This window comes from Heyndrickxia acidicola (genome assembly GCF_001636425.1).
Classification (GTDB): Bacteria; Bacillota; Bacilli; order Bacillales; family Bacillaceae_C; genus Bacillus_AE; species Bacillus_AE acidicola.
Genome location: NZ_KV440953.1, coordinates 2,798,543 through 2,825,100, shown reverse-complemented (window position 1 = coordinate 2,825,100; position 26,558 = coordinate 2,798,543). Strand labels below are relative to the sequence as shown.

The window sequence follows — 26,558 nt, the reverse complement described above, 5'->3', positions numbered from 1 at the left end:
CTCATGGTGGTGAGTATTTTAACAATTGCCTTAAAGGAAATGAAGCATACCTATCGTGACATCAGGGCATTAGCTTTTATGTTGGCATTTCCAATATTATTAATGTTTGTATTGGGAACAGCGCTTTCCAATGTGTTTGATTCTAAAATTCAGGTAAGCAATATTCAGGTATTATATCAGGATAACGCCAGCCAGGTGTTATCACAAAGCTTTAAAAGCTTTGAAGAGCAGGCAAGAAAAGCGGGAATTCATTTTACAAAAGCTGAACCACATATAGACGGCCAAAAAGAAGTAAAGCAAAGTAATTATGATGGCTATGTGGTGCTGAAGGATAACACCATTTCCGTTTATGAAAGCACGAAGAATAGTGTTGAAGGAAGTATTATCCAGGGGATGGTCACTGCTTTTGCAGACAAATACAATGTAGCTGAAGCCGTCGCGAAGGTAAAACCCGATCAAGTAAGTCAAGTTCTGGCGGAAACAGGAAAAAATGATTATATAAAGTCCGTTTCTCTTCACTCTGCAAAACAGCCTGGTGCGATGGATTACTACGCCATTGCGATGACCACCATGATTGCTCTTTATGGAGCTATTGGAGGAACCAGCTTAATTAGAGGAGAAAGAACACGCAATACAGCAGATCGTCTGCTGGCCTCTCCTATCAGAAAGGGAGAAATCTTTGCGGGGAAAATACTTGGCAGCGTAATATTCAATGCTATCTGCCTGATGTTGGTTGTTCTTTTTAGCAAGTATGTATTTAAAGCCTACTGGGGCAGCCATTTAGGAATTATATTTCTAATACTTGTTACGGAAAGTCTATTGGCAATCAGTTTTGGGCTTGGAGTGAGTTATTTGACAAAAACAGGACAGTCAGCCAGGACCATTATTATGGTAGCTGTACAGGTAGCTTCCTTTTTCGGCGGTGCTTACTTTCAGGTGTCCGGCTTCATTCCGAGTTTATCCCCATTAACCTGGGCGAATCAAGCGATAAACAAGATAATCTATTCCAACGACCTGGCAGCAGCTCTTCCGGTCATTGGCATGAATTTAGGGATTGCCTTCATTATGCTTTTAATAGCCGTCATTTCATTCAGGAGAAAGGAAGGGCTGTAAATGAAAGATATTCTATGGCTTGTTCAAAACACGTTAAGAACCATGTTGAAAAGTAAAAGAAGTGTTGTACTGTTTATCCTTACACCTTTAATCGGTTTATTCATTGCCTTCCTTTCTAATGGGGGCGTGAATTCAACCATATTGAAAATTGGGGTTGTCCAGGAAGAAAATACAGGGCTTGCTAATGATACAGTACAATATCTTAAAGGAATGGAAAATGTGAAGGTTCAAAAGCTGGCTGAATCCCAGATAAACGGACAGCTATCGAGTGGAAAGGCAGATTGTGTTATCACATTGGGCCAGGGATATGAGAAAAGCATCCAGCAGGGGCAGCCGGGCCATATCGAGCTGATATCGATAAAAGGAGCGCAGGTTACAGAGTATGTAAAGAGCTATCTCTATCATTACATTAATAATATTGCAGCCATCAGCCGTATTTCAAAGGGAAATGCCCAAACGTTTAATAAAATATATGCAGATTACCAAAAACCCAATGTAAAGGTGAAAGCATCTACACTTGAGGATACTTCAAAAGAAAAAGGCATGACGAGCCAAACCATCGGCTATCTCATTATGATCATGCTGATCAGTGCAGGGAGTCTTTCGGAAATTATTTTAAAGGAGAAAGAAAACAGAACCTACTATAGGCTGCTTTCGACTCCCATTAATGCGAGAAAATATGTTATAGCCAATATACTTGTTAATCTTATTGTAATGGTTGTCCAGATTGTGCTGACTCTTGTCATTATGAATATCGTCCATATTCATTTAAACATGCCTTCCTGGGAAATGCTGATTATTCTTTTGGTATTCTCATTAGTGGCAATCGGGTTTGCACAAGTAACCATTGCTTTTGCTGGAAGCACCTCTGCTTCAAGCGCATTGCAAAACTTATTTATCGTACCGACCTGTTTAATATCCGGCTGTTTTTTCCCTGTAGACATCATGCCAAAGGCTTTGCAAAGAATTGCTGACTTTCTTCCTCAGCACTGGGTATTAGAAACCATTACTAAACTACAAAATGGTGATCTGCTGCAATCGGTTTATTTGAACTTCTTAATTCTGCTGGCTTTTGCAGCTGTGTTTTTCTTAATTGCTGTCTTTAAATTCAGCCGAAATAGCTCTACAAAAAATTTCGTATAGAATGATAACAAAATCCCCCTTCTGTTAAACAGCAGGGGGATTTTATTTATTGATTTCAGACTGATTCTATTGCCTTTAATTGAATGCCCAGATTGGAATAGCTTGTTGTATAAAACTGGATGTCTCTGCTTTGATAAGGATAAATAAGAGGGCTGCCGCTCAGCATCCTGATATTTATTTTACGATAAGTCCTATACCTTAAGAATAAGGAATAGTTCGAGAGTGGAAGACTCTTTAAAAGTTCCAGCTCTATCTCTAGCCTGCCATCGCCATACTTATCAATAAAAACAGGGAGTGAATATTCAAGAAGAGCATCCTTCGAGCTTCTTAACAGCATGTCTGTGATATACTCTGCATCGATTCCATATACCTTGAAGCGAAGGCAGTATCTTTGACGATAGATCTCATGATCGATAAAGATTGCGTGCAAGGGAATGGGGATATACCCTTCTTTGATGAAAGGAACGGCTAAATAAGGCAAGTCATCCTTAATAACCACATTTTACACTTTCTCTTTATTATTCCATTCCAACAGTTTTTCCAAATCTCTATAGTTCCTTTTAATAAATAGCATATAGACACCCAAATGAATAGGCTCAAAGAATTGCTGCGAGAAATCATAGCGCAGGCGTTTCGTTGTTTTTAGGACTTGCTTGAATTTAAGATAATAAAGGAATTTAAGTCTTGTTTTATAAAAGTGAGGGGTGGAAAAAAATCTGCTGATCGAATCGAATTCATATAAACGGTTCAAGATCATTTTTTCTTTCTCGGTTTCCAGGTTCTTCTCAATAATATATCGTATTACTTTTAGGTTGCAGTTTGCCTTCTCAAGAATGTTCGTTTGATTGGTTAACCGGGTTTCTTGGTTTTCCATCCGATTTAAATAATAGATGGTACTCTGAGTAGTCGAGATTTTCCTGGAATGCAATAAAACATCTATAAAAAACTGTTTATCCTCTGCAAATTTCATTTCGGGGAAGAGTATGTCATTTTCCTTGATTACACTTGCCTTTATCATTCTTGCCCTTGGACCTAAGTGATGAAAAATATGAGGGATGGAAAAAGGGCATATACTCCTTCTTTCCATACAGGATTCATGCTCCCCCACCACTTTTGTTCCAGTTGATTGCACCTGGACAGTTTTTCCCACTGCATAATCATCCCCCGTTTTTTCCAGAACGGCATAGAGAATCTCAAGGCCGTTTTCTTCAAGCCAATCATCTGCATCAAGAAAGGTTAAATATTTTCCTGTTGAAAGCTGGATCCCGATGTTACGAGGATGCCCTGGTGTACCTGTGTTTTTCTTCAAAAAAACAGCTTGAATACAATCAAACTTAGAGGAGTATTCCAAAAGGATGTCCCGTGATGAATCGGTCGATCCATCATCGACTAATACATACTCGATATTTGAACGTCCAATTGTCTGCCGGATAACGGAATCCAACGTTTTCCTTAAGGTTTTTTCGGCGTTATAAACAGGCGTAATAACCGTAACCTTGAAATTGTTGGCGCTATGCTGTGTGGGCTTTCCAGCAATATAATAGCCTTTGGAATTGAAGGGTATATTCAAATGATTTTTGTGGAGCCTTCTTTGTTTGAAATGTTGAAATGGTATCATCCTAATCACGTCCGCCTTTACATTTCGATCTCTTAGGGTGGTATAAGAAGATCTTAAGACACTTACTTATCATGATTGACATTTTGCGTCTATTAAAAACGTACCTTAATGGACGAAAAAGATAGGACTTGCAATATATGTATGCTGAGTATAATCTATTTTTAACGTTTTTAATTAGCTTGATTTTGAGTGAGTACCTAAAACCGTAATCAACAGGCAAGGATGCTGTAAAAGAAGTCCTATTTTTGAAAAAGGCAGGGGAAGGCTAATCCATCGTGTCTTTTGCTAAGTTTTAAAAATAAAGATATGATAAAAGGGGTATGCATTCACAGAATACGTTAATGAACCATACATATAGATACGTTAGATGTGAAAGGAAGATCGATATGATTACATTAAAATCACAGCGTGAAATTGATATGATGAAAAAAGCGGGTGAGCTTCTGGCTGAGACGCACAGAAGGATTGCAGCCATGATAAAACCGGGTGTGACAACCTGGGAAATTGATGAATTTGTAGATCGTTTTTTAAAAGAAAATGGTGCGACCCCGGAGCAAAAGGGATATAAAGGCTATGAGTATGCGACCTGCGCCAGCTTGAACGACGAGATTTGCCATGGTTTTCCTCGAAAAGAGCCGCTTAAGGAAGGTGACATTGTCACGATTGATATGGTTGTCAATTTGAATGGGGCTCTTGCCGATTCTGCCTGGAGCTATCCAGTTGGCAAAGTTAGCAAGGAGGCCGGGAGACTTCTTGAAGTGACAAAAGAGTCTCTTTACAAAGGGATTGAACAAGTCAAGGTGGGGAACCGTATCGGAGATATTGGCCATGCCATCCAATCCTATGCAGAAGGGGAGGGCTATTCGGTAGTCCGTAATTTTATCGGTCACGGGATTGGTCCTACCATCCATGAAAAGCCGGAGGTACCGCATTTCGGACTTCCAAATAAGGGACCGAGGATTAAGGAAGGGATGGTATTTACCATCGAGCCAATGATAAATATCGGTACTTATGAAACAAAGATGGATAACAATGGCTGGACGGCTCGGACACGCGACGGTTCATTGTCTGCACAATATGAACATACAGTAGCAGTGACAAAGGACGGAATTGTCATTATTACTGATCAAAATTAGGTTCAATCGAAAAAAGCCGCATCTCTCTTCGCAGAAGATAAACAGAGATGCGGCTTTTGGGTTTGTAAAATTTTTCTGAATACCAGATTGTCCTATTTTCTTAGAGTGCCAAGCTCTTCAACGATCGCTTGCATTTCATTTGGGCTAAATGTATTTTTCTTCATCACCATTTCGTATACTTCACGAATGTCCTCGTATTTATCCAAATCGAAATGGGAAGGATCTAAAGCACCTACGTTTACCATTTTTAATTTCGTTGTAATCTGTTCAATCATATATTCAATATTTTCAGGTGATTTAACGTTTAGTTCCAATTGTCTCATCCTTTCGGGGGTAATAGCGCTTAACTGTTTTATAAATTCATTTCATTCCTCATTATAACGAAATAAAAGAAGAGAAGATATAAAGAAGGATGATTTAAAAATCAAAGGTTTTATAGCAGGCTGTAAGGGAATTATATGGTTACAGAACCGTTCGCTACTAAATTGGTTTTTATCTGAGGTGAAGAGAATGGGAAAAACCCGTATGAAGATTCGAAAGGGAGGGTCCTTTTTAAAAAAGCTTTATGAAAGAATTTCGTATAATGATGTCAGCAGTCTTTCTGCAACGCTTGCCTACTTTTTCTTATTATCCCTTTTTCCAGCTTTGATATTTATGGTTGCTTTACTGGCATATCTTCCTATTTCGACCGAACAATTGCTGAATACGGTGAAGGATTTTGCTCCGGGGGATACATTGCAATTGATAGAAACGAATCTAAAACAAATATTAAGCCAGCGCCAGGGCGGTCTGATTTCGATTGGAATTATAGCATCTATCTGGTCGGCATCTAATGGAATTATTGCTGTTATTAAGGCATTAAATCGTGCTTATGAAGTGGATGAGACCCGATCATTTATAGTGGTAAGAGGCACTTCGATTATATTAACTCTTGGAATGATTATTGTGTTTATCGTTGCCTTGGGTCTTCCTGTATTTGGTAAACAAATAGGGATGTATATTTTCAGCATGTTTGGATTATCCAATGCGTTTTTAACTGTTTGGAATGGGTTGCGCTGGGTACTATCTCCCGTTGTTTTGTTTGCTGTTTTTACAGGCCTCTATTATTTTGCTCCTAATATTAAGATGAAGTGCCGGACTGTTATTCCAGGTGCCATTATTGCTGCAGTAGGATGGATCATTGTTTCCCTGGGATTTTCTTTCTATGTTAATAACTTTAGTAATTATTCCGCCACCTATGGCAGTATAACGGGAATCATTATTCTTATGCTTTGGCTGTATTTCAGTGGTGCCATCATTATAGTCGGTGGTGAAATCAATGCACTGTTAAGTAAAAATACCCGTTCCTGCCAGTCATCGGCACTAAAGAAAACTTCTCACCGATAAGATGAAAGTTTTTTCCCTGAATGTACACACTAATCATGAAAGCCCACTCTATAATTGAAAGGGGATTTTCATATTGGGGAAAAAAACAAAGCAAAACAGCAAGCAAAAGCCAAAAGGCAAAACTTCAAGTTCTGCCAACGGACAAAATGGATACCACTAAATAATATCAGAGGTGCCTGGCATTCAGTCAGGCGCCTTTTCATGTGGAAAAGAATAAAAGGATTTTATGAACGGAGCTTTAATGCTTATATCCTGGATGTACAGGGTATTTACAATAAATAAATAAGTAAAAAACTTGAACCGTTTTTCACGCAATATGATAATTGTTTATAGAAGAGATGGAATATATTTCGTAATAATCAGTTAAAGGAAATAGTAAGAAATGAATAGAACAAACAAAACGGATGCAATGATTGGATTATTGCAGTTAGACCCATTTGGAGATGGAGGAATGATCTTGTTTAAAATTAGAAATGTAGTGTTTCAAGACATTTTGAACTTACCATCTGTGGATATTCAAGCTTCACAGGTGACGACACTGTTTGGAGAAAGTGGTTCCGGAAAAACGACGCTGATGAAGCTGTTAAATCAATTGATTAGCTATGATAAGGGAGAAATTTTTTATCAGGATACGTTAATTAGCGAAAAGAATCCAATTGAGCTGCGAAGGGAAGTAGTGATGCTCTCACAAACACCGGCTATTTTTGATGGAAATATACGGGATAATTTACTGATTGGATTAAGGTTCTCAGGAAAAAGCGACGCTTCAGATTCAGAACTGCACAAAGCTTTGGAAATGGTTCAATTAAAAAAGGATCTTGAGGAGGAGACTGACACTCTATCAGGAGGGGAAAAACAAAGGCTGGCTTTTGCGCGGGTCATTTTAATGGATGCAAAAGTGTTTCTTATTGATGAACCGACATCCGCATTGGATGAAAATACGGAAACAGCAGTGATGGACCGGTTCATTCAATATGTTCGTGATCATCATAAGACGGTCGTCATGGTTACTCACTCAAAAGCAGTGGCAGAACGCTATTCGGACAGCATTATTTATATGAACGAGATTAATAAAGCAAAGGAGGTACAGACAAGTGGTTGATATTACATTTTGGGAGTTAGTGACGGCGTATATTTTTATCCTTGTCCTGCTCCTCCTAGTACGCTGGCGAAAAATCCCCCGGGAAAAGGAAATCATTATTGCCACTTTTAGAATGACACTCCAGCTGGTGCTTGTAGGTTACATATTGATGTATGTCTTTAAACATATGCATTTTTATTATACGGTCATCATTATTTTCATTATGGAGATATTTGCTGTTTATAATATCTTTAAACGCTCTAAAACGCCTATCCCCTCAACTTTAAAAAAAGCGATAGCCCTATCCATGACAGCTGGTACGCTTATCACTTTAATTTATTTTGATTTTGTTGTCGTTCACTTTAACCCCTGGTATAATCCGCGCTACTTCATTCCTATCGGTGGAATGATTGTCGGGAATGCCATGACAGGGGTGAGTCTGGGTGTGAGTACTTTGATTGAAGGAATGAGGTCAAGAAAGCATTTGGTGGAATCAGCTCTAATGCTGGGGGCCACACCGTATGAAGCAACAAAAGGAATTGTGAATCATGCCTTTGACTCTGCAATTCTCCCGACCATTAACAACATGGTAGGAATGGGGATTATCTTTCTCCCTGGGATGATGACAGGGGTCATTCTATCAGGATCAAGCCCTCTTACCGCAATTAAGTATCAAATAGCTATTATGCTCGGTATAACGGGGAGTGTGGCGTTTAGTGTCATTCTCTTTCTGTTTATGGGCTATCGGGCATTCTTTAATAATAGGGCACAGTTAATCAATTTAAATGCTGAGAAAAAGAAGGGATAGACAATAGTACTCCGTTAAAAAAGGATCATTCTCAAACTGGGAATGATCCTTTTTTGAATTAAAGTATAAAATTTCTCATTAAACCACTATAATCCAGGTCTAACCTCAGCGCTCCGGGCTAGTCGGAGAGTAAGACACTAACGTGATCTTAACAGCCGCAGACTATTTAAAATGACAAGAATAGTACTACCTTCATGGCCGATTACTCCATACGGCAGGTTTAAAATCTGAAAGAAGTTGGAAGCAATAAGCACAACAATAACGGAAATGGAGAAAAAAACGTTTTGTTTTACTATGCGATTCATTCTTTTGGATAAAAGGATGGCTTCTGCTATCCTTGGCAAATCATTTTTCATCAAAACAACATCTGCTGTTTCCAATGCTACATCGGTGCCTTCCCCCATTGCAATACCAACGTTTGCGGTTGCAAGAGCAGGTGCATCGTTTATGCCGTCCCCGACCATCGCTACCGATCCGTAACGATTTATTGTTTTTTTGATCTCATCCACCTTTGTTTCTGGGAGACATTCTGCAATATATTCATCCACCAGGGCTTCACCCGCAATCACTTTTGCAGTTTTTTGGCTGTCTCCCGTCAGCATAATCGTACGGATTCCCATCTCTTTTAATGTTTGTACAGCTGTTTTCGTTTCTTCCCGTACAATATCCTGAAGAGCGAGCATGGCTGCAATCCCAGTGGAATTTCGTGCATAGACAGTTGTTTTTCCCTGTGCTTCTATTTGCTGTACATCCTCCGGATAAAAGGCAGCGGCTTCCTCTAAGCCAACAAAGTCAGCCTTGCCGATAAGCCACTCTTCCTTATTGACTATGGCTTTAATCCCCCATCCTGGAATGTCTTCAATATGATCAGGAGAAATAAGTGTGTTCACTCCTTTTTCTCTCGCGTATCGGACAATTGCCATTGCAAGAGGGTGATTAGATTGGTTTTCAATAGAGGCTATGGTTTGCAGCAAATCGTTTGTTTCCATGCCTTCACGCACGAGGGCATTGGTCACTTGCGGCTTTCCTTTTGTCAGAGTTCCTGTTTTGTCAAAGGCAATAGCACGAATATGCCCAAGGTTCTCCAGATGGACTCCTCCTTTAAAAAGAATGCCGTGCTTAGCACCATTTGAAATGGCAGAAAGGGTTGCCGGCATAATAGAGGCAACCAGGGCACACGGAGAGGCTACGACCAGTAGAATCATGGCCCTGTAAAAGGTTGCTGTCCAGCTCCATCCGAGTGCAAAATGCGGGATAAACATCATTAGCAGCACTACCAGTAAAACAACTTTTACATAGGTTCCTTCAAATCTTTCGATAAATTGCTGTGAAGGGGACTTCTCGCTTTGTGCCGATTGAACGAGCTGGATAATTTTTTGGAAAAGTGTTTCATTATTAGGCTTTGTTACTTCTATGGCAATAGCACCATTAATATTTACAGTGCCGGCAAAAACCTCGCTTCCCAACTCCTTCGTAACGGGGAGTGATTCACCAGAAATGGCAGCCTCATCAATAGTAGTGGTTCCTTTGTTAATGATACCGTCCGACGGAATACGCTCACCTGGCTTTACCAGCAGAATATCTCCAATTTCAAGCGATGAAACAGGCACTTGCTCTTCCCGGCCATCCACAATTCGCAGAGCATTCTCTGGCTGAAGATCCATTAAGGAATATATTTCCTTCTGACTTTTACTCATTGTATAGGTTTCAAGTGCTCCGCTTACTGCAAAAATAAAGATCAGAATGGCTCCTTCTGCCCAATACCCAATGATAGCAGAGCCTATTGCAGCAAAAATCATCAGCATTTCTACATTGAGATCTTTATTGGCAATCGTCTCTTCAATGCCTTCTTTTGCTTTTGCGAAACCGCCAATAACAAAAGCAAGCAAAAATAGACTATTGGATAGAACTCCGGTAATATTTCTAGAAACAATCCATCCGGCAAGAATAAGTACTCCGCTTATCAAAGCGGCAATCAACTCCAGGTGAGGCTTAATTCTCTCCATTAACGTTACGGATTGATTCTCCTCTGCCTTTCTTAAAAGGACTTTGCTTTCTTCCATGTTTCTCCCTCCAAATATCCTAAAATGTATTTAATTGAGAAGAATAATCAACATCAATACCCCTATAAAACGACGAAAGCTGTCATCAAAAAGATGACAGCAAAATTTCATAGGTTTTTTTATTGGTTTGTTGATTCCATCCTATCATATGGAAAGAGGATTGAAAAGGTTAATGATGCACAGAAGAAACATTTTGTTTTCCTCTTGCAGCTACAAGCGATATGAAAATAATGAACAGCATAAGACTTAGCAAATAGAAAAAGCTTGGACCCTTTACATACTGGATAAGCAATCCGCTGAAAAATGGACCAATCATGCAGGCGATGCTATAAAAAATTCCACACATAATATTGCCTGCGGGCAGCAAATTTTTTGGCAAAAGATCTGCCATAAAGCTGATGCCAAGTGAAAAGGTAGAGCCCACGGCCATTCCGGCTACAAAAAAACTTACAAAGAGGATTACTGGGGAATCCCTGTAAAGGGCAGCAATCCCAAAGCACATAAACCCAATAAACATCACCCATTTTAAAATGAAATGCCTCCCCAGCCTGTCACTCAGCATGCCCAAGGGAAGCTGAAACACAATACTTCCAATAGCAAACGCTGGAATGATGAGGGACACTGCATCAATATTCATCCCGTTTTTTAGTGCGTAAATGGGGAAGCTGCTATTTAAACATGCCTCTAGGAATCCAAAACCAAATGGCGGCAGAAGGGAAACCCAAGCATACTTCCACACTAAGCCAAAGCGTTTAAAAGTGCCTAAAAAAGAAACGGTTTCGATATCTGACACTGGATAATCATTTTTTAAGGCAAAAATGGCCAGCCAAATGATAAGGCTAATAATAGAAGTAAGGATAAAGGGCAGACGTTCATTAATTTCCACCAGACGGGTCATAGCGGGGCCAACGGCAAAGCCCAGACTGAAAAAGAAACCGTAAAGAGAAATATTTCTGCCAAGCTTTTCTTTTGGAGAAGAGGATGTAATCCACGTTTGAGTGGCAAAATGAAGGATATGGTCCCCAATTCCGATCAGAAGCCTTAAGAAAAACCAAAACCAGAATGACTTCCAGGAGGAAAATAAAAGCAGACTAAAAAACACGGTAAATCCGCCCACTAGAATAAGCGGTTTATATCCAACTTTTCGAAGCGGTGCTTCAATTAGCGGGGACGCAATCAACACTCCGATATACATAGCAGTAGCATTTAAACCGTTCAACGAAGAGTTGATTCCACTTTTTTCGAAGATAATAGAAATTAAAGGGAGAAGCATCCCTTGTGAAAATCCTGAAACTGTTACAATGCTGACAAGAATCCAAAATCGCAATTGTTCTATCTTTTTCATCACTACATACCCCTGTAAAAATAAAATTTGCATAAACTAATGCTCTTTTCGTATACTTTGTTGCTTTTGTGCGCAAAAAAAGTGAGTGAAACAAATGTTAACCATTGAATGGTTCACCAAAAGATGCCGCAGAGTCTGACTGAATAAGGAATTTTTTATGCGAAAACAACCGTTTATCAAGGTCCCATTTTAAAAATTCATAAAAATGTCGAAAACCCCCTATATGTGATGGTAACGGGTAGTAAAGTGATTGGCAAGCAGTTCGTCCTCCTGTAGAATTTTATAATAGGGTATAAACAATGGATAAATGGGATGGTTAGGGGAAAAGAGTAGTAAACGAGGTATTTACCTGTAAGGAGGACTGACATGGAAAAAGTATTTGCCATTATGGTGGCCGTTGGCGTCCCTGTTTCTGTCATCGGATCATTGCTTGGATGGCCTGAAATACTAATGTTTGTGATTTATTGTTTAACGATTGTGGCACTTGCAAGCTATATGGGCAGGGCGACAGAAAGTCTTGCTATTGTGGCTGGCCCCCGGATTGGAGGACTGCTTAATGCCACATTTGGCAATGCGGTTGAGTTAATTATATCCATTTTCTCCCTTCAGGCGGGGCTGAACGGAGTGGTTCTGGCATCCCTGACCGGTTCTGTATTGGGCAATCTGCTTTTGGTTGCCGGAATGGCCTTTTTTGTGGGGGGACTAAAGTTTAAAAGACAAAAGTTTAATGTATACGATGCCAGGCATAATTCAGGATTGTTGATATTTGCCGTCCTTGTAGCCTTTGTTATTCCTGTAGTCTTTTCAACAAGCCTAACGAATACAGAAACCCTTGATTTAAGTGTGGGGATTTCCATTACACTGATCGTGCTGTATCTTTTGGCATTATTTTTTAAGCTGGTGACGCACAGAGGAATTTATCAGGATCCTGAATCCAAGCCGAAGCCAGAAATAGAAGAGGTGGAGGAACCAGAGTGGGGCAAGGGCAAGGCGATGCTTATTTTGGGTCTCGCTACGGTTGCGGTTGCCTATATTTCTGAGCATCTTGTACATACCTTTGAAACGGTGGCAGAAAGCTTTGGTTGGAGTGAGCTGTTTATCGGTATTGTCATTGTGGCGATTGTTGGAAATGCAGCAGAGCATGCTTCCGCAGTCGTAATGGCCTTTAAGAATAAGATGGACATAGCGGTCGAAATTGCCTTTGGCTCGACCCTGCAGATAGCCATGTTCGTGGTTCCTTTGCTTGTCATCGTCTCGCTATTTACTGCGCATTCCATGCCGCTTGTTTTCACAATGCCAGAGCTGGTATCCATGGCGGCTGCTGTATTGCTGACAATAATCCTTGCAAATGATGGTGAGACCAATTGGTTTGAAGGAGCAACCCTTTTAGCCGCGTATATCATTATTGGTATTGGTTTCTTTTTATTATAGAAAAGCAGAAAAAAACCTTCAGCATGCTGAAGGTTTTTTTGTATAGGGATCATTAAAGAAAGCTGCGGTGAAAGAAAAATATGGAGACCATTGCTTTAGAGATGTGCTAATTATTTATTTCTTTATGGATAATAACGTTTATATCGGAAAAAAATAAAAGATGACGAACATCCAGAAAGGAGTAATCATCATGAAGTGGAACAAAGTATTGCTTGTATTTGTCCTAATCTTTTTATCAGCAACCCCGATTGGTTTTGCAAACCAGGCTCCTCAAACGGCAAAATATATAAAAGCTAAAGTACCTTCATCAGTATTAAACATTGCTAAGGAAAATACGTATCCAAACCCGGCGCAGGATGTACCATATTTGCAGCCGAGTGAATTTACCAAAAAGTTAATTGGAACTTCAAAGGTGAAAATTGAAAATCCTAATTTAATCCGTATGCTTAACGAATCGTCTGTCAATAACCCGCCATTGGCTTTTGGGCTTAGGGCAACCATCTATTTAGGAGAATGGCCATTGAATTATGAGTCAACGGAGACATCTCCTAACTGGCAATACCAAAAAATAAACACCAATTACTATGATAACCGCGGCGGAAATATGAACTACCAAATCCACTATGTGCAGGAAGCCCAAAAAATCATCAAGGGCGGTTTAACTGCAAAAGTAGCCAATGCAGAAGATGTAAAGAAAATGATGATGCTGAAGGCGATGGATGCAACTGGTCTTCCACTTGCTTTTGAAACAATTATTGGCGGCGGCACTAAGAAGGATCAGGTTTATAATATTGGGCCTCAGCGTCTTGGTTATTTGTATGCCTATGCCCCGGCTATTAATGAAAAAGGGAAAGTAACCTATGGCGAGGTTTATCTTGTTCTTAAAGGGAAAAAGAAGCAAATTATGGTCAAAAATGTGGTGTCGCAGGGCATTGGTGCCTGGATACCTGTACAGGACCATGTGTCTTTTGGGTTTCTTACATCAGAACGTCCACGGTAATAGAAGAAGGCTGCCTATTCATTCGGCAGCCTTTTTTAAAGGACACGTTTTTTAATTATTCTCTGTCTAGCTTCAGTGTCTGTCAACTAGCGGATTCCATTATGCCATTTCTTTATTTCAGTCGAAGATTCTAAAGTTCATTAGCCGATGAGCATGGGATGTGCGCTTCGCTTAGGTCAGATTAACGAACTTTTAACAGTAAAATCCAGGTCTCGGTAGTATTTGTCTTTAACTAGTATATTTGGACCAAGGCATTGAACAGACGGGCAGTAGCAGCTGATGGATTGTGCGATTGGCTGGCATAGCCATTTCGGTAATAGGTCTGGAAGAGAATCATGCTGAATATTTCCTAATGGAGGTGTATCGCCAAAATCAGTGACAATGACATCACCAGTAAAAATATTGACATTCAGCCTGGAGCGGCCATCAGGATCATTGCGCACTGTCACGTTATTAGACAGATACAGACGTTTTAACAGCTTTCTATCCTCTTCGTCCTGGCTGCAAGCATAGAAAGGCAAGGTTCCAAAAAGCATCCAGACATCCTCTGAACGGATATCCAGCAGATGATTAATGGCATCCCGTATTTCGCTTAATGTCAGGACTTCAAGATTTGCAGCAAAATCACTTGGATACATCGGGTGTATTTCGTGCCGCTGGCATTTCATTTCATTTACGATTTGTTTATGGATTTGCTCAATATAAGGGAGAGTACGCTTATTGAGCATTGTTTCAGCTGATACCATGACTCCTGCTTCAGAGAGAAGGCGGCTGTTTTCAATCATGCGGTCAAACAGCTTTTTACGCTGTTCCCGAGTTGGTTTGCGGTCCATATTGGCAAACCCGCCGTCAATGAAGTCATCCGGCGTTCCCCAGTTATGGGAAATATGTAAAACATCCAGGTACGGTGCAATTTGCAGGTATCGTTCCGGATCCAGAGTTAAATTTGAGTTTATCTGAGTACGAACCCCTCTTAGATGGGCATATTTTAATAAAGGAAGAACATAATTTTCAACCGATTTTTTGGATAGCATTGGCTCTCCGCCAGTGATGCTGATAGCACGTAAATGAGGGATTTCATCAAGCCGTTTTGCCAGCAGCTCCATGGGTAAAGCAACTGGATCCTTTGGCTGAAGTGTATAGCCGACAGCACAGTGCTCGCAGCGCATATTGCAGAGAGTAGTGGTAGTAAACTCGATATTTGAAAGCTTCAAGGCCCCGTGTTCTTTTATATCCAGGTAAGCTTCCCAAGGATCGTATTCCGGACTAATGGGTCTTTGAGTATTTGGTACAGTTTGCATAAAAACAGGACTCCTCTAATGTGGATTTGCACTTAGCCATTTTATCAAAAACTGAAGAGAAAATGTCAATGGAAAGGTTAAACCGTGTTATAATGGAAAACGGATGATAAAGGAGAGATTATATGGGAAACGCAGTACACGATAAAGACTCACAATTAGCCTATTTAAAAGAACGCTTAAATATGTTTTTAGATGTTCTCGATTCAATTGATCCCGAGGAAACAAGCCTTGAAGATATTGACCGTCTCATCAAAATGATGGATGACCTTGAACTCAAGCTCGAACAATTTAAAGACTGATCATAAAAAAGGGCCAATTCTTCACATGGATTTGTACATGTGCAGGATTGCTCCTTTTCTGCGTTAAAGCCTGTCAAGGGTCAGGCCCCTTTCGTGCATTAAAGTGTATCAGGGGTCAGGCCTCCTTCGTGCGTTAAAGTGTAGCAGGGGTCAGGCCCCTTTCGTACTTTAAAGCAAAAAAGTACCCATTTATTCTAATAAAGAGAGGGCCAGACCCTTTTATTCATTTTTGTATAGGAGTATAATGTATACGTTATCATACGGAATATAGACAGAGCAGATAAGGGAGAGGAAAGAGATGAATCTGGAGAAGTTTCAAGAGAGCATGTACCAACTAATTGTGGAAACGTCTACAAACCTGCCTAAAGATGTTAGAAGAGCCATCAAGTCAGCAAAAGAGCGTGAAAGTGCTGGCACACGTGCAGCCATGAGCCTTGATACCATCACAAATAACATTCAAATGGCAGACGATAATGTTTCTCCTATTTGCCAGGACACTGGTTTGCCAACCTTTAAAATTAAAACTCCTGTAAATGTAAATCAGATTAAAATAAAAGAAGCGATCTATAATGCCATTGCTCAGGCAACTGCTGATACCAAACTCCGTCCAAACTCTGTTGATTCGTTAACAGGGAAAAACAGCGGAGACAATCTTGGAGCTGGAACACCTGTTGTGAAATTTGAACAGTGGGAAAATGACTACATTGATGCCCGTTTAATTTTAAAAGGCGGCGGCTGTGAAAATAAAAACATTCAATACAGCCTTCCTTGTGAGCTTGAAGGGCTTGGACGTGCAGGGCGCGACCTTGACGGTATCCGTAAGTGTATTATGCACTCCGTATACCAGGCTCAAGGACAAGGCTGCAGTGCCGGTTTTATCGGCGTAGGAATCGGCGGTGACCGTTCTTCCGGCTATGACCTGGCAAAAGAACAGCTTTTCCGCACGGTAGAAGACGTAAATCCGAACGATGATCTTCGCAAACTGGAAGAGTATGTAATGGAACATGCTAATGAGCTTGGAATCGGAACAATGGGATTCGGCGGTGAAACAACCCTGCTTGGTTGTAAAGTAGGTGTCATGAACCGTATTCCAGCAAGCTTCTTCGTATCTGTTGCCTATAACTGCTGGGCTTATCGCCGCATGGGTGTAAAAATCAATCCTGAAACTGGAGATATCCAGGAGTGGCTTTACCAGGATGGAGAAAAAATTACGTTTGATGAAAAGCAAGCGCAGGAAGAAGTTGCAGCGTCCTCAGCTGAGACGGAAAGCCGCGTTGTAACATTAACTGCCCCTATTACGGAAGAACAAATCCGCGATCTTAAAGTGGGTGATGTCGTTCAAATTACAGGAAGAATGTACACAGGCCGTGATGCCATTCATAAATATTTAACAGATCACGATGCACCTGTTGACCTGAATGGACAAGTCATCTATCATTGCGGACCGGTTATGGCAAAAGATGAAGAAGGAAATTGGACAGTGAAAGCCGCTGGACCAACCACCTCTATTCGTGAAGAACCGTATCAAGGGGATATAATGAAGAAATTTGGCATTCGTGCGGTAATTGGCAAGGGCGGAATGGGACCCAAAACACTTGCTGCATTACAGGAGCATGGCGGGGTTTACCTCAATGCCATTGGCGGAGCTGCCCAGTATTATGCAGACAGAATTAAGGGTGTTGACGGAGTAGACCTGATGGAATTTGGTATACCAGAAGCGATGTGGCATCTGCAAGTGGAAGGCTTCACTGCAGTCGTCACCATGGACTCTCATGGAAACAGCCTCCACCGTGATGTTGATAAATCCTCACTTGAAAAATTGGCGCAGTTTAAGGAGCCGGTTTTTAAATAATATTTTAAAAAGAGCAGGCCAATTATTTGGCCTGCTCTTTTTAGAGGAAAGCTACTTTTCAAACTGGCTTTCAGGTAAACAGTAGCTGCTTCCTCTGCCATTTTTCCTTAATACAAGTTCCATTGAATTAAGAAAACGATTTGCAGCAAAACGGCTTGATAAAAATAGGAATTCCCGGCATTTTTGGTTTGTTATAGTCGGAGAAACAAGAAGCAGATAATCTATAATAGCCTGTTTGTGAGCTAATTTGGATGTAATACCGCAAGTAACGCAAAGCCAGTGCCCCTTCTTTCTTTGCATAGGTATACTCTTACAATCAGGGCACTGTACACCTCTTTGTAGTTCAGCGGGGGAAACCTCATATTTTTGAAGTATATCGTGGTTTGGCGGGCAATGATGAGCAAGTATCGAGGTGGATAGTTTTTTTAATTGCCGGGAAGTAAGTATAGTGTTTGTGTATCTTTTTAAAAGAGATTCAATTTTTAACGGTATTTTTTCAGCGTGAATAACTTTATCAAAAATATCAATTGTTGTCTCAGTTGTTTTTAAAATGGAAGACGACTGACTGATGACAACAAGGTATTCAATAGGGAATTCAGCAGGAGCTTTTTGATCAGTCAAAAACTGTTTTAGAAGACTGCGATGCCTTTGTACTTGAAATAAAGGGTTTGGAAAGCCCTCTTCTTTATCATTGGCAGTTCGGATGAATTGGTGAAATTGTCTTTCAAAAAATAGAGTCCCAAACATATTCTTGACTTCAAGAATGATTGCAGCTTTTTGAGTTAAAAGTAATACGTCAATTTGGAATGTATGAGAGTTTGTAGATAATCGGAGATCGTGAAAAATGTAGAAATTATTTTGAGGGAGAAAGTTTAAATAGTATTTTACATACTGTTCACCACGGTATCCTGATTCAAATTTTATTAGATCATCTTGTATTGTAGCGTGTTTGGCATGCTTTTCAGGAATACGACGTAATAAAGCTCGCATTTTTAGGATTTGGATAGGGACGGATAAGTCTTTTATAATCAAATACACTCTCAACTCTTTTGTTTTATTATATAATTCGTTTAAAATGTAGTTTTTCCTTCCAGTAAAAGGATAAAATAAGGAATGTTGCAAAGATGGAGATAAATGTTGCAATAAATTAATTTATTGTTGCAGTAATTGAAGTAAATGTTGCAAAAAATTTAAAGAATGTAGCACATAATCAAAAGATTGTTGCAATGCAAGAAATCCAACAAAAATAAACAACATACGTTGTGGGCAATCCTACTTACCCACAGCTTAAAAATCCAGAACCATCAAAAAAATCCACACCTTCCACAGAGATATTCCCAGAAATGTGTACAACCCATCAAATTGGAAAATACTTATCAACATATCCACCTAAAATCAACAAAAAATAAAATGAAAAGTTCTGATGGAAGGATGGAAATGGGATGAAGAAATGGTTATCCACAGCTTTTGCACTCACCATTGCTTTTTCATTTACTATGCAAACCCAAGCAGCATCAAATAAGCCGATACATTGGGGATTTAACAAGGGCCATGACGGCCAGCAAGCAGATGCAGGGAAAGAATATAATGAGGTTCTAAGTAAGAACGGTGCTTTTTACAAAGGCAATCCTAATGATAAAATTCTCTATCTGACATTTGATAATGGATATGAAAATGGCTATACCATAAAAGTGCTGGATGTATTGAAAAAAGAGAAGGTTCCGGGTATCTTTTTTGTAACCGGCCATTATCTGCAGTCACAGCCTGATCTCGTCAAGCGAATGGTAAATGAAGGCCATCTGATCGGAAATCATTCCTGGGGACACCCGGATATGACCCAGATTTCCGATGCAAAAATAAAAGAAGAGCTGGATAAAGTGAAAACAAAGGCGACGGAAATTACCGGAGTGAAAGAAATGCGCTATATGAGGCCTCCGCGCGGTATTTTAAGTGCAAGAACCATTCAAGTGGCTAACCAGCTTGGCTACAAGCATGTTCTTTGGTCATTAGCCTTTTTTGACTGGGACGTTAACAAACAGCGCGGCTGGAAGTATTCTTATGACAGCATCATGTCACAGGTGCATCCAGGTGCCATTATCCTTCTTCATACCGTTTCGAAGGACAATGCCGATGCTTTAGAAAAGGTGATTCAGGATTTGAAGAAGCAGGGCTATCAATTCAAAAGCATGGACGATTTTATGAATAAAGAAGCGCAAAATCAAGGTATAAATCCTTAACAAACCATTGACCTGTCCGCACCGGATGGGTCTTTGTGATATAATACAGGAAAAACGGAGTGAGGGATACTATGTGGGAGCAAAGGGTTGAAATAAAGGGTCCTTATCATTTTGAACTTGCTTTAGACCGCTTGGCCAATGATCCTCTTAACCATGTCGATATACCAGAAAGGACAGTAAAAGTCCCGATTTATGAACCGGAGCCTGAAGTGGCAATAGTCAAGGCAGTCGGTACTGTGGAGGAACCGGTGTTCATCATTTCCGGCCGCCATGCTGAAACGAAAGCAAATGTCATCAAGCAGATCTATCATATTTTCCAATGGAATATCGGATTGCATGCCATTTCGGATCATTTTTACCAAACATCTTTAAAATCGATATTTGAAACGCACAGGGGCACCCCTATTGTTCAGGATTTCTCCCTTTACTCCTGCCTTGTCAAATGTATTGTTCACCAGCAGCTGAATATGAAGTTTGCCCAAACACTTACAGAACGTTTTGTACATACATTCGGTTTTGAGATGGATGGGGTCTGGTTCTATCCATCTCCTGAAAAAACAGCTGAACTGACAGTTGAGGTCTTAAGAGGACTTCAATTCAGCCAGAGAAAAGCAGAATATCTAATTGGCCTTTCACAGCTGATTGCCAGCGGGGAAATTCGATTAACCGAGCTTGCAGAAAAAACAGATGAGGACATTTTAAATACCCTTGTGAAGGTTCGAGGGGTCGGTCCATGGACCGTTCAAAACTTTCTCCTGTTTGGATTGGGGAGGGCCAATCTTTTTCCAAAAGCCGACATTGGAATTCAAAATGCCATCAAAAAGCTGTTTCAGCTGGATGCAAAACCTACTCACGATGAAATGGACGATTTTAGCAGAGAGTGGGAGCCTTATTTAAGCTACGCCTCCCTTTATTTATGGAGAAGCATCGAAACGAAGGATTGATATAATGAATAAAACAGAAAGTACAGCCAATATAAAATTGAAGCAGCAATTCCCACTTACGATTAAAAGGCTTGGCATTAATGGAGAAGGAGTGGGCTACTTTAAAAGAACCGTTGTCTTCGTTCCAGGTGCCCTGCCTGGTGAAGAAGTAGTAGTGGAAGTGACAAAGACCCACCCAAAATTTGCTGAAGCGAAGGTGAAAAAGGTACGAAAGCGCTCACCTCACCGCGTCAAAGCACCATGCCCTGTATATGAACAATGCGGCGGCTGCCAGCTTCAGCATCTCGAATATCAACAGCAGCTCATTGAAAAACGGGATATTCTCATTCAAGCGTTAGAGCGCCATACCCGTTTTGATATCGGAAAAATGGACATCCGTCCAACGATTGGAATGGACCATCCATGGCATTACCGAAATAAAAGCCAGTTCCAGCTCGGCGAAGAAAAAGGAAAAGTGATTGCAGGACTGTACAGTCTGGACTCTCACCGGCTCATCGATGTACCCGAGTGCATCGTTCAGCATCCGATGACAAATGAAGTAACAAATACGGTGAAAGAGATCATCTCCGATTTAAGAATCCCTATCTATAATGAACGGACAAAAAAGGGGATTGTCCGCACGATTGTTACGCGAGTCGGCATTCGAACAGGCGAGGTGCAGGTAGTGCTGGTTACCGCTAAAAAGGAGCTGCCTAAAAAAGAGCTGATCCTTTCTGAAATAAAAAAGCGCCTGCCAGGTGTAGTCTCCATCATACAAAACGTTAACCCTAGGCAGACATCTATTATTTTTGGAGATGAGACCATTCATCTTTCCGGAAAAGAAATAGTGGAAGAAAGAGTCGAGGACTTTGCCTATGAATTGTCTGCAAGGGCATTCTTCCAGCTGAATCCCGTACAAACCGTAAAGCTTTACAATGAAGTCAAGACAGCGGCAGAACTGACGGGAAAAGAGAAAATTGTAGATGCATATTGCGGAGTCGGAACCATCGGTCTTTGGCTTGCGGATGGTGCAGCGGAAATCCGGGGCATGGACGTCATTCCGGAAGGCATTGAGGATGCGAAGAAGAATGCCAAAAAGCATGGCATCGAAAATGCACACTACTATGCAGGTAAAGCAGAAGACCTTCTGCCAAAATGGACGAAAGAAGGCTGGCGTCCGGATGCCGTTATTGTCGATCCGCCGCGAACAGGCTGTGACCAAAAGCTTCTTGATACCATCTTAAAAGTGGAGCCGAAGAAATTTATTTATGTCTCGTGCAACCCCTCTACTCTTGCAAAGGATCTTCAGGTTCTAAGTAAAAAGTACAAGGTTGAATATCTACAGCCTGTAGATATGTTTCCGCAGACGGCACATGTGGAGTGTGTCTCGCAACTCATTTTAAAAGTGTAGCCAAATAATATTCGATACAATAATAATCTATAGCTAAAATCTGAAAAAAGTTATGCACAGCCTGTGGAAAATCGTATTGAAGATAACGGGACCCCGTTTATTTCTCTTTCCTTGTCCAAACCGTGTGCATAACTTTTTTCATTTTTCAAGAGAACAATTATTGCCTGAAAACCTTTGTGTAATAAGGAATAAATGAATGAGTCAAAAAATTGAGGGTTCTCCGAACCCAAAAAAGCAGAGGAAAAGAGAGAAAAAAGAGCGGGAAAGAAGCAGGAATTTATTTTGAATGGAATAAATTTTTTATAGCAAACAATTAGAAAAATTGGTTCCTACAAAAGAAGTGTTAAAGTAAGTTTTTAGAATTGAATTACAAAAACTAAGGCTTAGCCAAAAGGAATTAGAAAGTTTTACACTAATTGGTAAAAAACAGTGTAGTGAAAGTTAACCATTTAAGTTTTATTAAGTCATTGAAGTCCTGATATTATTGGAATCAAGTATTCAGCAATTTTAAAGGAAAATTCTTGATATAGAAGAAAAATCTAATTGCGGATATGGTGAAAAACGGCTATTATTCCTTTGTTCGTCCAACATATCAGAATTATTTGAGAAACTTAGAGTTCTAATTTCTAACCGTGATGTAATTGTTAAACGTCTCGTGATGGCTATTAATCAAGTAAATCGATGGGTGGATATAGTCTTTCCAGAACTCAGACAAGTATTTAAAGATGTATCGTGCAAAGGGGCCATCAACACCCCTTCGTTTATTTCCTACACCAGACAGATGAAATATTATCATTAGAAACACTAGATGTCTTGAGGGGTTGGAAGACTTTAATGAAACGACAACCAGGACCTAAGAAGTCACAATTACTAATCAATCTAGCGAAATCCTCTATTGGGGCCGGACAAGCTCTTGATGCTTATAAATTCCATTTAGAACAATTATTAGAGGAATATGACCTCGCTGTAAAACAACTCGAAAGAGTTGAACAACAAGTTAAAGAAGTTCTCTATACAATACCATTTGCAAAAAAAAATTACTATGATTAAGGGAATAAGTGAAATTTCATTAGCCGGGATATTAGGTGAATCAGGCGATATAAGTGGTTTCTCTCACGGGAACTCTCTATTACGTCATGCGGGATTACATTAAGCTGAAGCAAGTTCAGGCAAATGGAAAGGTCAGATTGTTATTTCAAAGCGTGGAAGGTCCAGACTACGACGATTCCTCTACTTAGCAACTATGAGCCTTGTGATGAATAACCCTGAATTTAAAGCCCTCCATTCCCATAATGTGAAGGTAAAGAAGGTAAAGAAAATAAAATCAATCATGAAATTGATTGGTAAACTAGCAAGGATTTTTATAGGAAGGAATGAGAGGGCAATTGACCTGTTGAGACATGGGAGGGAAAGCCTCCAAGGGCGGCGTGGAGATGTTCATTATATGGTAAAATATGGGGTGGCAGTTGACTCCTTTGCCTTCACGAAGACAAAATGATCTTAACTCATATCAATTACACGTAAATCCAAGGGTTTTGAAATCCTGCGAATAAGTGAGCATTCGAGAGATATTCGTATTAAACTGAGGGTGTTGAAGAAGGAATTCTTGTCTTGCTATGGATAACAGATGTTATAAAACTTTTTAGAACCCGAAGGAACAAAAGCGGAAGCACGCAGATGTCAGGTGTGAGTCTAGATAAGCTGGCGAGAAGGTTTGCTCTTTAGTCTTCTTGACGGATTGGCTTATAATCTCGCCGGAGCTGGACATCTCATAAAATATAAAAAAATAATCACAGGGACAGCTCTACTTCTTCAAAGAGGAAAGAATCCGACCCTGTGATAAGAACTTATTTTCTTCTGAGAAGCCAGTCTTGAAAATCGGTGGCAACTATTCTTTCACCTGTGATTCCCTCTGCAGCAGCTGAGGCTAAAAAAACAATCGGCTCGGCCATAACCCTTGGATCTAATAGCTGGAATTTTGATTCAATCTCTTTTCGAACTTCGTCCGGAATCATCCCGGTAGTAGTGGCACCACCCGGTAAAAGCATATTCACCATAATTCCATATTCCTTTAAATCTTCTGCCATTATATATGAGAGTGATTCAGTGGCTGCCCTCGATGGTCCATAAGGTACAAAACCTTTTCTTTTCATAGTCTCATGATTCATAGAAATATTAATGATTCGCCCATGACCTTGTTCCATCATTAAAGGAGCAAACCCTCTTGCTACTAAAAAATATCCTGTGAGATTGGTATCAATTAAATCTCGAAAACCCTCTGGTGTTACTTTGAAAAATGGCTGAGGCTCGACTAAAAAACGCGGGTTTACTGTCCTCATACCAATTCCCGCATTATTGACGAGAACATCCAGCTTCCCCCATTCTCTTTTTACCCATTCGACCGCCTGATTGACGGATTGTTCTGATCGAACATCCAAAGGTATTGCAACAGCAGGATATCCCTCGCGCTGTAACTGCTCTACTGCTTGATCCAATTTAGTTCCAGCTCTAGAAGCTAACGCCACCGCCGCTCCAGCGTGAAGCAAAGCTTCCGCCATGTAAAATCCTAGGCCACTTGAAGCACCTGTTACGAGGACACGGATATTGCTTAACTCTTTAGTATTCATTCAGCATCTTTCCCTCCGAAATGTTATTAGACCAATGACTAATACAGTATATCAACATTTTTATACTTTTCCAAAAAAGTAAGCTAGAGGGTTTTCGGACGCAGTAAAAAAGGGGCAGAATAGGGAAAAATCCATTTTAAAACGAGGCCGATCACGATTTCGAGCAAACACTGAACAATTAACTATCTGGTGGCGCCTAAAGGTAGTTCAATAAAGAAAAAAAGTGTCTCTTTTGAGGAAGAATACGCTTCTGTTTTGAATGTAAACAACTTTTTTCACACTTTTTTTACTATAGTTTATTAAACAACATAAACATTCTATAGAGGAAAATTATTTCTAAAGGAGGTTTCCTTGGAACAAAAGGATCAAAGCCTTCAATTAGACCAAATAAAGCAAATGCAACAAATGTTTAAAGCGAACATGAAAACTCAACCTTATCCCATGTACCCTAACTATGGAAAACTCACACGTTACGAAGAAATTCCGCTAAGTTTACCTGAACAGCGCCAGCTGAGCCATCCCGGAGTGAAAAAATTTATGGTACCCCTTCCAATTATCGAAAACCCGAACTATAAAGGGAGTGGAAAGTTAAAAGGAAAAGTAGCACTTACTACGGGGGGGGGGACAGTGGTATTGGTGCAGCAGTAGCAATTGCGTTTGCTAAAGAAGGCGCAGATGTTGCAATTTCATACTTAGATGAACATTAGGATGCAAATAGAACAAAAACGAGGATTGAACAACTCGGACAACGTTGTTTTCTAATGCCTGGTGACTTGAGAGACAAACAACACTGTATCTCTATTGTAGAACAAACAGTAAATACATTTGGACGTCTCGATATTCTTTGTAACCACGTTGGTATCCAATTCCAACAACTAAGTCTGCCTGACATTTCAGATGAGCAATTCGATGACACCTTCAAAGTTAACGCCAAACTACGTAAAAGTGGGATAACTTATAATGATTTCGTTGAACAGCCGGCAATTAAATCGACAATATCTAATCTAAAGGATAAGTCAGTATTAGATTTAGGATGTGGAACAGGCCATTTCTCGAGATATTGTATAGAAAACGGCGCCTCAAGGGTAATAGGAATAGACATTTCTAAAAATATGATTGAACAGGCTCAAATAAATAATCATCACGAAAATATAGTTTATATGTGTATGCCTATAGAAGATCTTAAAGTACTAAATCAAAAATTCGACTTAATCATAAGTTCTTTAGCCATTCACTATATAGAAGATTACACGCAGCTAGTAAAGAAAATTAGTGGATTATTAAATAACAATGGTGAATTTATCTTTTCTACAGAACATCCAATCGTAACAGCTCGAAAAGAAATGAATAATTGGATTAAGGATAATGAAGACAGAAAGCTACATTGGGCTTTAGATAATTATCAAGAAGAAGGAAAAAGAGAGCAACATTGGTATATAGATGGGGTCATTACATACCATAGAACTATTTCAACTTTAATTAATACTCTTATTGACAATGAACTTTTTATCGAGAAAATTATTGAACCTCAACCAATTCCAATTGGATTAGAAAAAATGCCAAAATTAATTAATGAAAAAAGGAGACCATCTTTTATCATTATTAAATCAAGAAATAAGTTTTAGTGGAAACTTTTTGTTATCCCTAATAGGGTTTAGCTAATCAATGGACCTACTGTGGTAGCTTTTTTCTTCTTAAGCTAAAGGGGCAGGTTAATTCAAGAAGAAGGTGATTTCAATCCCAAAAGAGAAATATTAAATTAGTTTTTAATTGATGAATGGAGA

23 protein-coding genes and 1 pseudogene are annotated in these 26,558 nt (G+C 39.9%); 16 read left to right on the top strand and 8 right to left on the bottom strand.

Annotated elements, in window-relative coordinates; genetic code table 11:
- Window positions 1-9: 9 nt before the first annotated feature.
- Both A5N88_RS13255 and A5N88_RS13250 read left to right on the top strand, forming a co-directional pair.
- Window positions 10-1,113 (top strand): ABC transporter permease, encoded by a 1,104-nt coding sequence (locus A5N88_RS13255; RefSeq protein WP_066270518.1) that lies wholly within the window; start codon window positions 10-12, stop codon window positions 1,111-1,113.
- Entirely contained in the window at window positions 1,114-2,256 is a 1,143-nt protein-coding gene (locus tag A5N88_RS13250) for an ABC transporter permease (protein WP_066266773.1), read from the top strand.
- Window positions 2,257-2,311: 55 nt separating this feature from the next.
- Here the strand turns inward: A5N88_RS13250 and A5N88_RS13245 are convergent, their stop codons facing one another.
- Both A5N88_RS13245 and A5N88_RS13240 read right to left on the bottom strand, forming a co-directional pair.
- On the bottom strand, window positions 2,312-2,755 hold the full coding sequence (locus A5N88_RS13245; protein WP_066266769.1) for a hypothetical protein: 444 nt from the start codon (window positions 2,753-2,755) through the stop codon (window positions 2,312-2,314).
- 3 nt (window positions 2,756-2,758) lie between these two features.
- The gene (locus tag A5N88_RS13240) at window positions 2,759-3,874 is read right to left on the bottom strand and encodes a glycosyltransferase family 2 protein (RefSeq protein ID WP_066266766.1); all 1,116 of its coding nucleotides are present in this window, start codon (window positions 3,872-3,874) and stop codon (window positions 2,759-2,761) included.
- 386 nt (window positions 3,875-4,260) lie between these two features.
- On the opposite strand from A5N88_RS13240, the gene map reads away from it, so the two are divergent.
- Entirely contained in the window at window positions 4,261-5,010 is a 750-nt protein-coding gene (gene map, locus A5N88_RS13235; protein ID WP_066266762.1) for a type I methionyl aminopeptidase, read from the top strand.
- Window positions 5,011-5,102: 92 nt separating this feature from the next.
- Here map and A5N88_RS13230 read toward each other — a convergent pair whose 3' ends face one another.
- Complete coding sequence (locus A5N88_RS13230) at window positions 5,103-5,324, bottom strand: DUF1128 domain-containing protein (RefSeq protein WP_066266760.1); 222 nt, start codon at window positions 5,322-5,324, stop codon at window positions 5,103-5,105.
- A gap of 196 nt (window positions 5,325-5,520) precedes the next feature.
- Here A5N88_RS13230 and A5N88_RS13225 point away from each other — a divergent pair, with 196 nt between their 5' ends.
- From A5N88_RS13225 to A5N88_RS13215, 3 genes are all read left to right on the top strand, one after another.
- Window positions 5,521-6,396 (top strand): YihY/virulence factor BrkB family protein, encoded by an 876-nt coding sequence (locus A5N88_RS13225; RefSeq protein ID WP_066266758.1) that lies wholly within the window; start codon window positions 5,521-5,523, stop codon window positions 6,394-6,396.
- A gap of 457 nt (window positions 6,397-6,853) precedes the next feature.
- Window positions 6,854-7,498, top strand: a complete 645-nt coding sequence (locus tag A5N88_RS13220; RefSeq protein ID WP_066270516.1) for an ABC transporter ATP-binding protein — start codon at window positions 6,854-6,856, stop codon at window positions 7,496-7,498.
- Window positions 7,491-8,285: an ABC transporter permease gene (locus A5N88_RS13215; RefSeq protein ID WP_066266756.1), complete on the top strand. Its 795-nt coding sequence runs from the start codon at window positions 7,491-7,493 to the stop codon at window positions 8,283-8,285. Before A5N88_RS13220 ends, A5N88_RS13215 begins: the two co-directional genes overlap by 8 nt.
- A gap of 137 nt (window positions 8,286-8,422) precedes the next feature.
- Here A5N88_RS13215 and A5N88_RS13210 read toward each other — a convergent pair whose 3' ends face one another.
- Together A5N88_RS13210 and A5N88_RS13205 are read right to left on the bottom strand one after the other, a co-directional pair.
- A complete protein-coding gene (locus tag A5N88_RS13210; RefSeq protein WP_066266755.1) occupies window positions 8,423-10,348 on the bottom strand; it encodes a heavy metal translocating P-type ATPase in 1,926 nt (641 codons plus the stop codon).
- Window positions 10,349-10,517: 169 nt separating this feature from the next.
- Window positions 10,518-11,693 carry an MFS transporter gene (locus tag A5N88_RS13205; RefSeq protein ID WP_066266753.1) on the bottom strand — a complete coding sequence of 392 codons (1,176 nt, stop codon included), beginning with the start codon at window positions 11,691-11,693 and terminating at the stop codon, window positions 10,518-10,520.
- A 366-nt stretch (window positions 11,694-12,059) separates the two neighbouring features.
- On the opposite strand from A5N88_RS13205, the gene cax reads away from it, so the two are divergent.
- Both cax and A5N88_RS13195 read left to right on the top strand, forming a co-directional pair.
- Window positions 12,060-13,124 carry a calcium/proton exchanger gene (gene cax / locus A5N88_RS13200; RefSeq protein WP_066266752.1) on the top strand — a complete coding sequence of 355 codons (1,065 nt, stop codon included), beginning with the start codon at window positions 12,060-12,062 and terminating at the stop codon, window positions 13,122-13,124.
- 190 nt (window positions 13,125-13,314) lie between these two features.
- Window positions 13,315-14,124, top strand: coding sequence for a YfkD famly protein (locus A5N88_RS13195; protein WP_066266751.1), 810 nt, complete (start codon window positions 13,315-13,317; stop codon window positions 14,122-14,124).
- 176 nt (window positions 14,125-14,300) lie between these two features.
- On the opposite strand, the gene yfkAB is transcribed toward A5N88_RS13195, so the two are convergent.
- On the bottom strand, window positions 14,301-15,425 hold the full coding sequence (gene yfkAB / locus A5N88_RS13190) for a radical SAM/CxCxxxxC motif protein YfkAB (protein ID WP_066266748.1): 1,125 nt from the start codon (window positions 15,423-15,425) through the stop codon (window positions 14,301-14,303).
- A gap of 122 nt (window positions 15,426-15,547) precedes the next feature.
- Between yfkAB and A5N88_RS25560 the strand changes: the two genes are divergently transcribed.
- Complete coding sequence (locus A5N88_RS25560; protein ID WP_198160267.1) at window positions 15,548-15,724, top strand: SE1561 family protein; 177 nt, start codon at window positions 15,548-15,550, stop codon at window positions 15,722-15,724.
- A 298-nt stretch (window positions 15,725-16,022) separates the two neighbouring features.
- Complete coding sequence (locus tag A5N88_RS13185) at window positions 16,023-17,576, top strand: fumarate hydratase (protein WP_066266746.1); 1,554 nt, start codon at window positions 16,023-16,025, stop codon at window positions 17,574-17,576.
- A gap of 51 nt (window positions 17,577-17,627) precedes the next feature.
- Here A5N88_RS13185 and A5N88_RS13180 read toward each other — a convergent pair whose 3' ends face one another.
- Window positions 17,628-18,614, bottom strand: a complete 987-nt coding sequence (locus tag A5N88_RS13180) for an NERD domain-containing protein (protein ID WP_083953152.1) — start codon at window positions 18,612-18,614, stop codon at window positions 17,628-17,630.
- Between the two features lie 404 nt (window positions 18,615-19,018).
- On the opposite strand from A5N88_RS13180, the gene pdaA reads away from it, so the two are divergent.
- The 4 genes and pseudogenes from pdaA to A5N88_RS13160 form a co-directional block, all read left to right on the top strand.
- Window positions 19,019-19,813, top strand: a complete 795-nt coding sequence (pdaA, locus tag A5N88_RS13175; RefSeq protein ID WP_066266745.1) for a delta-lactam-biosynthetic de-N-acetylase — start codon at window positions 19,019-19,021, stop codon at window positions 19,811-19,813.
- A gap of 71 nt (window positions 19,814-19,884) precedes the next feature.
- Window positions 19,885-20,757, top strand: coding sequence for a DNA-3-methyladenine glycosylase family protein (locus A5N88_RS13170; protein WP_066266738.1), 873 nt, complete (start codon window positions 19,885-19,887; stop codon window positions 20,755-20,757).
- Window positions 20,758-20,761: 4 nt separating this feature from the next.
- Window positions 20,762-22,147 carry a 23S rRNA (uracil(1939)-C(5))-methyltransferase RlmD gene (gene rlmD / locus A5N88_RS13165; RefSeq protein WP_066266736.1) on the top strand — a complete coding sequence of 462 codons (1,386 nt, stop codon included), beginning with the start codon at window positions 20,762-20,764 and terminating at the stop codon, window positions 22,145-22,147.
- Between the two features lie 539 nt (window positions 22,148-22,686).
- Window positions 22,687-23,525 (top strand): annotated as a pseudogene (locus A5N88_RS13160) (transposase); the annotation flags it as partial.
- Window positions 23,526-23,994: 469 nt separating this feature from the next.
- Here A5N88_RS13160 and A5N88_RS13155 read toward each other — a convergent pair.
- Window positions 23,995-24,774 carry an SDR family NAD(P)-dependent oxidoreductase gene (locus tag A5N88_RS13155; RefSeq protein WP_066266734.1) on the bottom strand — a complete coding sequence of 260 codons (780 nt, stop codon included), beginning with the start codon at window positions 24,772-24,774 and terminating at the stop codon, window positions 23,995-23,997.
- A 351-nt stretch (window positions 24,775-25,125) separates the two neighbouring features.
- Here A5N88_RS13155 and A5N88_RS25555 point away from each other — a divergent pair, with 351 nt between their 5' ends.
- Together A5N88_RS25555 and A5N88_RS24415 are read left to right on the top strand one after the other, a co-directional pair.
- Window positions 25,126-25,422, top strand: coding sequence for a hypothetical protein (locus A5N88_RS25555; RefSeq protein WP_232317576.1), 297 nt, complete (start codon window positions 25,126-25,128; stop codon window positions 25,420-25,422).
- 113 nt (window positions 25,423-25,535) lie between these two features.
- The gene (locus A5N88_RS24415; protein ID WP_198160266.1) at window positions 25,536-26,399 is read left to right on the top strand and encodes a class I SAM-dependent methyltransferase; all 864 of its coding nucleotides are present in this window, start codon (window positions 25,536-25,538) and stop codon (window positions 26,397-26,399) included.
- Window positions 26,400-26,558 lie beyond the last annotated feature (159 nt).

What these genes read in the sequence shown, in the direction of transcription:
- yfkAB (WP_066266748.1), bottom strand. Translation starts at nt 15,425, where the DNA reads ATGCAAACTGTACCAAATACTCAAAGACCCATTAGTCCGGAATACGAT.
- cax (WP_066266752.1), top strand. Translation starts at nt 12,060, where the DNA reads ATGGAAAAAGTATTTGCCATTATGGTGGCCGTTGGCGTCCCTGTTTCT.
- A5N88_RS13225 (WP_066266758.1), top strand. Translation starts at nt 5,521, where the DNA reads ATGGGAAAAACCCGTATGAAGATTCGAAAGGGAGGGTCCTTTTTAAAA.
- pdaA (WP_066266745.1), top strand. Translation starts at nt 19,019, where the DNA reads ATGAAGAAATGGTTATCCACAGCTTTTGCACTCACCATTGCTTTTTCA.
- A5N88_RS13155 (WP_066266734.1), bottom strand. Translation starts at nt 24,774, where the DNA reads ATGAATACTAAAGAGTTAAGCAATATCCGTGTCCTCGTAACAGGTGCT.
- A5N88_RS24415 (WP_198160266.1), top strand. Translation starts at nt 25,536, where the DNA reads ATGCCTGGTGACTTGAGAGACAAACAACACTGTATCTCTATTGTAGAA.
- A5N88_RS13250 (WP_066266773.1), top strand. Translation starts at nt 1,114, where the DNA reads ATGAAAGATATTCTATGGCTTGTTCAAAACACGTTAAGAACCATGTTG.
- A5N88_RS13205 (WP_066266753.1), bottom strand. Translation starts at nt 11,693, where the DNA reads ATGAAAAAGATAGAACAATTGCGATTTTGGATTCTTGTCAGCATTGTA.
- A5N88_RS13240 (WP_066266766.1), bottom strand. Translation starts at nt 3,874, where the DNA reads ATGATACCATTTCAACATTTCAAACAAAGAAGGCTCCACAAAAATCAT.
- map (WP_066266762.1), top strand. Translation starts at nt 4,261, where the DNA reads ATGATTACATTAAAATCACAGCGTGAAATTGATATGATGAAAAAAGCG.
- A5N88_RS13185 (WP_066266746.1), top strand. Translation starts at nt 16,023, where the DNA reads ATGAATCTGGAGAAGTTTCAAGAGAGCATGTACCAACTAATTGTGGAA.
- A5N88_RS13195 (WP_066266751.1), top strand. Translation starts at nt 13,315, where the DNA reads ATGAAGTGGAACAAAGTATTGCTTGTATTTGTCCTAATCTTTTTATCA.
- A5N88_RS25560 (WP_198160267.1), top strand. Translation starts at nt 15,548, where the DNA reads ATGGGAAACGCAGTACACGATAAAGACTCACAATTAGCCTATTTAAAA.
- A5N88_RS13210 (WP_066266755.1), bottom strand. Translation starts at nt 10,348, where the DNA reads ATGGAAGAAAGCAAAGTCCTTTTAAGAAAGGCAGAGGAGAATCAATCC.
- A5N88_RS13170 (WP_066266738.1), top strand. Translation starts at nt 19,885, where the DNA reads ATGTGGGAGCAAAGGGTTGAAATAAAGGGTCCTTATCATTTTGAACTT.
- rlmD (WP_066266736.1), top strand. Translation starts at nt 20,762, where the DNA reads ATGAATAAAACAGAAAGTACAGCCAATATAAAATTGAAGCAGCAATTC.